Raw genomic sequence first — 6,208 nt, forward strand, 5'->3', positions numbered from 1 at the left:
GGCTGCTGGAACAGCCTTAGCGCCTTCCCGATACCGCCCGCTTTCGCTGTCGGGGTTCGCCGTAGGTTGCGCCGAACTGCGGCACCTCGAGGGGACCGGCGTGCCGGGCCGCATCGATGGCACTGCGCAGCGGACGAGCCAAGCCCGCGAACGACGCCATGTCGAACACCATCGGTGTCAGCAGCCGGTTGTGGACATAGCCAAATGCGCTGGCGGTCTGAGGGTCAGCCCATCCGAGGGTTCCGCCCAGACCGATATGGCCGAACCCTTTGAGCAGGCCGGGTACCGGCGATTCGTGATAACCGAGGTGAAACGGCATCGGCACCATCATGTTCAGATCCGGGAGCACCCGGGGCTTGCCGGCCAGGCCATCGACCAACTCCGACGACAGGAACTGTGTTCCGTCGATGCGACCGCCGTTGGCCAATGCGGCGTACATCTTCGCCAGGCCGCGGCCAGTGACAACACCATTGGCCGCGGGAACCTCACCGTCAAGGAACGGGATATCGCCCTGCACAAACGATTTGATACCCGGGAAATACATTGCGCCTAGGGCCCCGGAGAACGGCAGACCGGCCACCCGTGGCGCGACGAAGTTGAACACCGGATTGGGCCGACTGCTCTGCGGGGCCAGAATCTGCGCGACCTTGGTCGGCGCGCCGGCCGGAGGTCGGCCGAGATGGAGACCGTCCGTGTTCAGCGGCTGCGCCAGCTCGCTGCGAACCAGCTCGCGCATGCCCACACCGGTCACCGATCGGGCCAGACCGGACAGCAGCCACCCGTAGGTCAGCGCGTGATACGCCGGGGCGCCCCGCAGGTGGTCAAACGGTGCCGCGGCCAGCCGCTCCTCCATGAGGTGGTGATCCATCAGTTCCGTCTTGCTGACGCCCTTCAGGTGCGACAGCCCGGATCGATGCCGCAAGACGTCGCGGACCGTGATGTCGGCTTTGCCGTTGGCCCCGAACTCCGGCCAATACTCGGCAACAGGTGTGTCGTAGCACAACAACTCCCGGTCGACGAGCCGGTGAATCACCGTCGATGCGACGCCCTTCGTCGCGGAGAACACCATCGCGCCGGTATCGGCCGTCCACGGCACCTCGCCTGCCCGATCTGACCACCCCATCCAGACGTCGACGACCGGGCGGCCCTCGATGTAAACGGACAGGGTCCCGCCACCGAACCGGCGCCCGGGAAACAGCCGGGCGAACAACCTGATGACGTTGGCGAACCGCGGATCGGCCGCGCCGTTAACGCCGCGTGGCAGGCCGCTGTCGCCTTGAAGCAGAGACGGTTGAACCACTGTGCTATCGCGCAACTCGAGGTTGACCCGCATCGCCGCGCCGCGATCCGATCATGGCGTGATGCTATTACTCATGGAGAGTCCGGCGTATCAAAATCCGCTTTCACGAGTAGCGGGGGGACCGCCGGCTCCCCCACCTCCGGCGGGATGGCAGCATTTAAAGATGAGTCGACGCAGCATTGCTCGCATCGTTGGCACTGCGCTGGTGCTGGCATGGGCCTTGTCAACCGCGCCCGTGGGCCTTCGGGTTGCCCATGCCGATCCGTGTCCGGACGCCCAGGTCGTGTTCGCTCGCGGCACCGGCGAGCCCCCTGGCGTAGGCGGGGCCGGCCAGGCGTTCGTCGACTCGCTCACTGCGCAGGTGCCCGGGCGGTCCGTGGATGTCTACCCGGTCAACTACCCGGCGACCGACGATTACGTCAACAGCGCGAAGGCCGGCGCCGGTGATGCGGGTGCTCACATCCAGAACATGGTCGCAAGCTGCCCGAACACCAAGATGGTGCTTGGTGGATATTCCCAAGGCGCGGCTGTCATGGATCTGACAACCAATGAGTTGCCTCCCCGCGTCGGTGGTCATGTCGCTGCGGTCGCCCTCTTCGGCAATCCGTCAAGTACCTACGCGCGGCAGTTGGGGGCCGACCAGTTCCCGCCGATCAGCCCGGCCTATCAGGCGAAGACGGATGCGATATGCGTTCCCGACGACATGTTCTGCGCCGAAGGCGGGAACATGCTCGCACACCTGTCGTATGTTCCCGATGCGACCAACCAGGCCGCCACATTCGTCGCGGGCCGACTCTAGCGCTCCTTCTTCCGATCCGTTTCCCGGCGGCTTGCGGATTCCGGTACGACCCCGGCACCGGGACTTGGCACCCGAGCGACCCCGACGGCGTCTAAGCGGGCCGCTGGTCATTCCCGGTGTCACCAGCTGCCTAGGTAATCACTAACTGGACCTAGGCGTGGCGCGTAGCTCGCGCGTTGAACGGCTGCACGCCGAGCACCGCGCACTTAGACGAGCTGCTGGAGGAGCGCTCGGCAACTATGACGGTCGCCGGGGTTTAATGAGCACCATGAGCGAGCAGTTGGAGTGGATCGAGGAGAGTGAGGGCACGTACGTAGCGCGGAGCGGTAAGCGCCGCTACATCATCTCTAAGCAGTCCGATGGGCAGTGGGCTGTCGGACTATCCGATGGGGGCGCTCTTTTCTCCGCCAAAGTCAACAAGCCGCGCCTGGCGGCAACACTCGAGGAGGCCGAGCAGATAGCGCATGGCTGGCAGTCTGGGTTCGGGCATTGACGAAGCACCTGATTCGGCGCTCCTCCGTCATCCCCCGCCTGGGTGGCGAGCCTGGCTTCTGTCTTAAAACGCTTCGCTCTGAAATTCGGCGGACGGCCCCGGCTCCCGGAGGTGGCTCGTCAATCCCTAGAAGGAAACTCCCATCGCCACCATTGGGAACTGGATCGCCCTAGACTGACAGATTGTGCCGCCGGGCTGGGTGTAAGTAGACGGACGGAGAGGCTGACCAGATGAGCAATGACACGGCCTACTACCGGGCTGATGCGCAGGGCCTTAATCCCGGAGACGCCGCTACCCGTACGCTGGACCCGCTCGATGGCAAGGAATACACGTACGCGACAACCCGGCTTGACGTAGCGCGCGGGATCGCCGCAAGACACCCTGATTTCTCTGTTTACCACGTCACGCTCGACGAGCCCATCGAAGCAGACCCCGACGCTGCCCAGGACCACCTTGGTGAATGGTTCGTCAGGTCTCCGTGGGGCGCGATCGTGGATGTCATCGATGAGAAAGAAACAGGGAGCTGATGGCCGGGTCTGCCGGCGTATTTGGATCAATCGGAACATTTCGTTGACCGCGCTCGATGCGCGGGAGGTCGCGGGGTATTTACTGGCTGCTGCCGACGAACTCGACGCGCATTGTCGGATTCTGCGGGGATGATATCCGCGTGGATGATGTGAGCCATGCCTGTCGTGCTGTCAGTGATCAGCGGCCTCATTGTGACCGCCGCACTTGTGAGCGTCGGTCTCGATCTCGCCAGATGGGAGGCCCAGGAGCAGATTTGGCGGGCGCCCCCACCATCACAGGAAGGGCTGCCGTGACGGCCCACCTGAACCACCCTCATCGCACCCGGGTGCCAGGTCCCGAGGGTGCAGCAATGCTCGACCACACATCCAAAATCACTCCCGCAAAACTTGCAGACTTCATGCCCACCGTTGAGGCGCAGCTCCGCCAGGATTTGCGCGACTACGCCGTCGAGTTACGGCAGCTTGCCTACACCCTTCCCAACGGGGTGGGCGAGCACGATTTTCTTCAAAGGCGCGCGACGTCACTTCGGCTTGTTTTTCCTGGTTAGATCAGTATTACGCGAGGGTTGGACCCGTTTGGGCTCGCCCGGCATTTTCGGGGTGCCAACGTGTTAACGATCATGCTCAGCTGCTTATTTGCAGCGTGCGAGCATCAGCCATGCAGCATGTTGTCGGGCGAGTTTTCGCCGCAGTTGAGCGAGTCTGTGTGCAGAGTACGGCGGGCAGGGGGTGGAGTTCACCCACTCCTGTGTCGAGGGCGAACGGCGCGGCAAACCGCATCAGGGGTCGGGCAGGGGACCCATTAGGTGCTGGCGCGGCTAACCCTCATGGGACCAATAGCCTTGCGGCTCAAGGCCGTCGTCCAAGTCGTCCCAGGTGTGCTGGCGTCGGTCGCGGGTCCGGATGATGCGCCGTCGCAGCTCCAGCAGCAGCTACCACCAGATCAAGGCCCGTGGCCTCGACCCCGGAGAGTCGACGCCGGAGAGGTTCGCCCTGTGGATCTGGCGCCAGGGCGAAGCAGCTGGCCAGCACTACGACATCGGCTGCCCCGATGCCCCCGACCACGGTGCCATGGCCTACGGAGTCACCGCACTGCGCCACCTCTGCGCGGTTGAACCGGAGGCAGCCGTGGAACTGCTGAGGATGGCCGTCGCCGAGATCGAGTCCGTCCACCAGCTGAAGCAGGCCCGGTCATGAGCACCCCCGACGACGTCATCGTCGGCTACCTCCGCGCAGCCGCCGACTGGTTTGCCGAGCGCGGCCTCGATGTCTATGCCGAGGAGGCCGACGCTGTCGCCGACGCCGCCATCGTCGCGCTGAGTGCTCCGGTCGGCCTGATGGACCCGTGGCAGGACCGCGCCCTGGCCGTCGAGATCAGAGACCGCACCAGCGCCCTGCGCGACGCCACGAGCCAGGATGATTGACCGATGGACTCAGAGCGCCGCAGGCCCGCAGCATGATCCCGGGCTCACTGTCCGACGTCCTGTGCCCGCCGATGCCCGGTGCCGCCGCCTCGACGACGTCGGCAGCCTCGGCTCGACGCCGCCGTGGTGATCGCCAGCACCGGCGAGGAGCGCCTGGTCTTGTGCTGGCGTGACGGGATCAACACCACCGCCACCTACTGGCCCACCGATTGGCGCCAGCGCGCACCGCACGAACTGACCGGTCGCCTGCCCAAGCCCTACGCCCCGCACCGCCACTACCTCAGGCAGGCCCTGCAAGGTGCGTGTCCCGAACTCGCGAGCAAATACTCTGCGTCGTCTCGCTGCGGACCCTCAGCGGGTTTGCCGAATCAGCACTTTACTGAGGCGGATTCTCCCGGCAGAGGATGTACGTCGCCGCAGTACGAAGCAAGCGCTTCCAGGCCATAGTAGCCGAGGATCGCCGCTGCCCCCGCGCCGAGCACCACGGCACCCGCCCAGGGAAACTCCGGACGCGGTCCGGAGGACTGGTCGGTTTCCGGTGGTGGGTCGACGACGCCGAACGCCGCGTTGAGCCGGTGCAGGCAGTCGGCGGCGCGTGGGTCGGCCATCAACGCCGGATATATGTACGTGAAGTGTTCGGCTATATGCGGAATCAGCTCCCTGGACGCCGGGGTGGGACTCGATTGGAGATGGTCGCCGATGAGCGTTTGAATCAGAGCGACGTCCTCTGCCGGGAGTGCTGTCAAACCTACCTTAGTGGTCTCGACAAACCGCTGCGGATCGACAACCCATTGCTTCTTTGCCACGACTTCCTCCCCGGTGCTTGAGTGATATGTGGCCAGGCTACCCCGCCGATCCTGCAATCGTACGGATATGGATCTGTGCTCGACCCTGTCACCGTGGCTCTTTGACGTTGCGGACCACGCATCGGGCCAGGCGGCACGGAGGCATCCCAGACCGCGACCTCGACGCGCCCGACTGGCGCGCACGCCACCAACTAAACGATGCGCCATTCCGGGCTGAATGCAACAGGCCTTGAACCCATAGTTGGGAGCACCCCGGGTGATAGTGTCCCGGGGGTATCCCCAATCAGGATTGGGCGACCCTCCCGCCCGCCTCTAGCCTGCCAAAAGGAGTCGTGGATGATATCTGAACCACAGGGGACCGATACTGCGGCCGAAGTCGTCGGTCGGTATGAATCACTCACTGCTGTTCCCGGCAACACGCGGGTAGAAATTTTGACTCTGAATGCGGATTGGTCTTACGAATACGAATCATTCGATCGGTCGGGTTCGCCTCCGCATGGTCCGGTCATGACTTCGCCGGGCGATATTTCAGATTTCCCGCCGGACCCGATCGTAAATCGGCTGCAAAGCAGAGGCATGTGGTCCATCGTGGATGACAGCAACGCGCTGACTTTGGATCTCGTCGATACATCTGGGAGCCTGCAAGGCGCACTCTTGAATATGACGTTGGCCGTTATCGAGGACAAACTGGTGGTTCGGTCCGGCGAGGGCGCTGAGGGACGTGAGTTCGTCAAGGTCGGACAGCCCCCGACCTCACTACGTTGATGTGCTCAATAAAGCGTGGGTAGCGCATCGGCCGCTTGCCGGATGCATCCACATGGGTCGTGAAGAACGGCGATAGCTAGCCGGGCAGGTTTGG

9 protein-coding genes are annotated in these 6,208 nt (G+C 64.1%); 7 read left to right on the forward strand and 2 right to left on the reverse strand.

The window, feature by feature from the left end; genetic code table 11:
* Positions 1–16: 16 nt before the first annotated feature.
* Positions 17–1,300 (reverse strand): serine hydrolase domain-containing protein, encoded by a 1,284-nt coding sequence (locus tag ACLQI9_RS06650; RefSeq protein ID WP_442391332.1) that lies wholly within the window; start codon positions 1,298–1,300, stop codon positions 17–19.
* A gap of 163 nt (positions 1,301–1,463) precedes the next feature.
* Between ACLQI9_RS06650 and ACLQI9_RS06655 the strand changes: the two genes are divergently transcribed.
* From ACLQI9_RS06655 to ACLQI9_RS06680, 6 genes are all read left to right on the forward strand, one after another.
* On the forward strand, positions 1,464–2,099 hold the full coding sequence (locus ACLQI9_RS06655) for a cutinase family protein (RefSeq protein WP_442379356.1): 636 nt from the start codon (positions 1,464–1,466) through the stop codon (positions 2,097–2,099).
* A gap of 268 nt (positions 2,100–2,367) precedes the next feature.
* The gene (locus ACLQI9_RS06660; RefSeq protein ID WP_442379354.1) at positions 2,368–2,592 is read left to right on the forward strand and encodes a hypothetical protein; all 225 of its coding nucleotides are present in this window, start codon (positions 2,368–2,370) and stop codon (positions 2,590–2,592) included.
* 230 nt (positions 2,593–2,822) lie between these two features.
* Positions 2,823–3,119, forward strand: coding sequence for a hypothetical protein (locus tag ACLQI9_RS06665; protein ID WP_442379352.1), 297 nt, complete (start codon positions 2,823–2,825; stop codon positions 3,117–3,119).
* A 350-nt stretch (positions 3,120–3,469) separates the two neighbouring features.
* A complete protein-coding gene (locus tag ACLQI9_RS06670; RefSeq protein ID WP_442391342.1) occupies positions 3,470–3,667 on the forward strand; it encodes a hypothetical protein in 198 nt (65 codons plus the stop codon).
* 358 nt (positions 3,668–4,025) lie between these two features.
* Complete coding sequence (locus tag ACLQI9_RS06675; protein WP_442391334.1) at positions 4,026–4,316, forward strand: hypothetical protein; 291 nt, start codon at positions 4,026–4,028, stop codon at positions 4,314–4,316.
* Positions 4,313–4,543 (forward strand): hypothetical protein, encoded by a 231-nt coding sequence (locus ACLQI9_RS06680; protein ID WP_442391336.1) that lies wholly within the window; start codon positions 4,313–4,315, stop codon positions 4,541–4,543. The genes ACLQI9_RS06675 and ACLQI9_RS06680 overlap by 4 nt, the downstream gene beginning before the upstream one ends.
* Positions 4,544–4,911: 368 nt before the next feature.
* Here ACLQI9_RS06680 and ACLQI9_RS06685 read toward each other — a convergent pair whose 3' ends face one another.
* Positions 4,912–5,349: a hypothetical protein gene (locus ACLQI9_RS06685; protein WP_442391338.1), complete on the reverse strand. Its 438-nt coding sequence runs from the start codon at positions 5,347–5,349 to the stop codon at positions 4,912–4,914.
* A gap of 336 nt (positions 5,350–5,685) precedes the next feature.
* On the opposite strand from ACLQI9_RS06685, the gene ACLQI9_RS06690 reads away from it, so the two are divergent.
* Positions 5,686–6,114: a hypothetical protein gene (locus ACLQI9_RS06690; RefSeq protein ID WP_442391340.1), complete on the forward strand. Its 429-nt coding sequence runs from the start codon at positions 5,686–5,688 to the stop codon at positions 6,112–6,114.
* Positions 6,115–6,208: the final 94 nt, after the last annotated feature.

It is taken from the genome of Mycobacterium sp. (assembly GCF_052143115.1).
In the GTDB taxonomy this organism is placed as follows: Bacteria; Actinomycetota; Actinomycetes; order Mycobacteriales; family Mycobacteriaceae; genus Mycobacterium.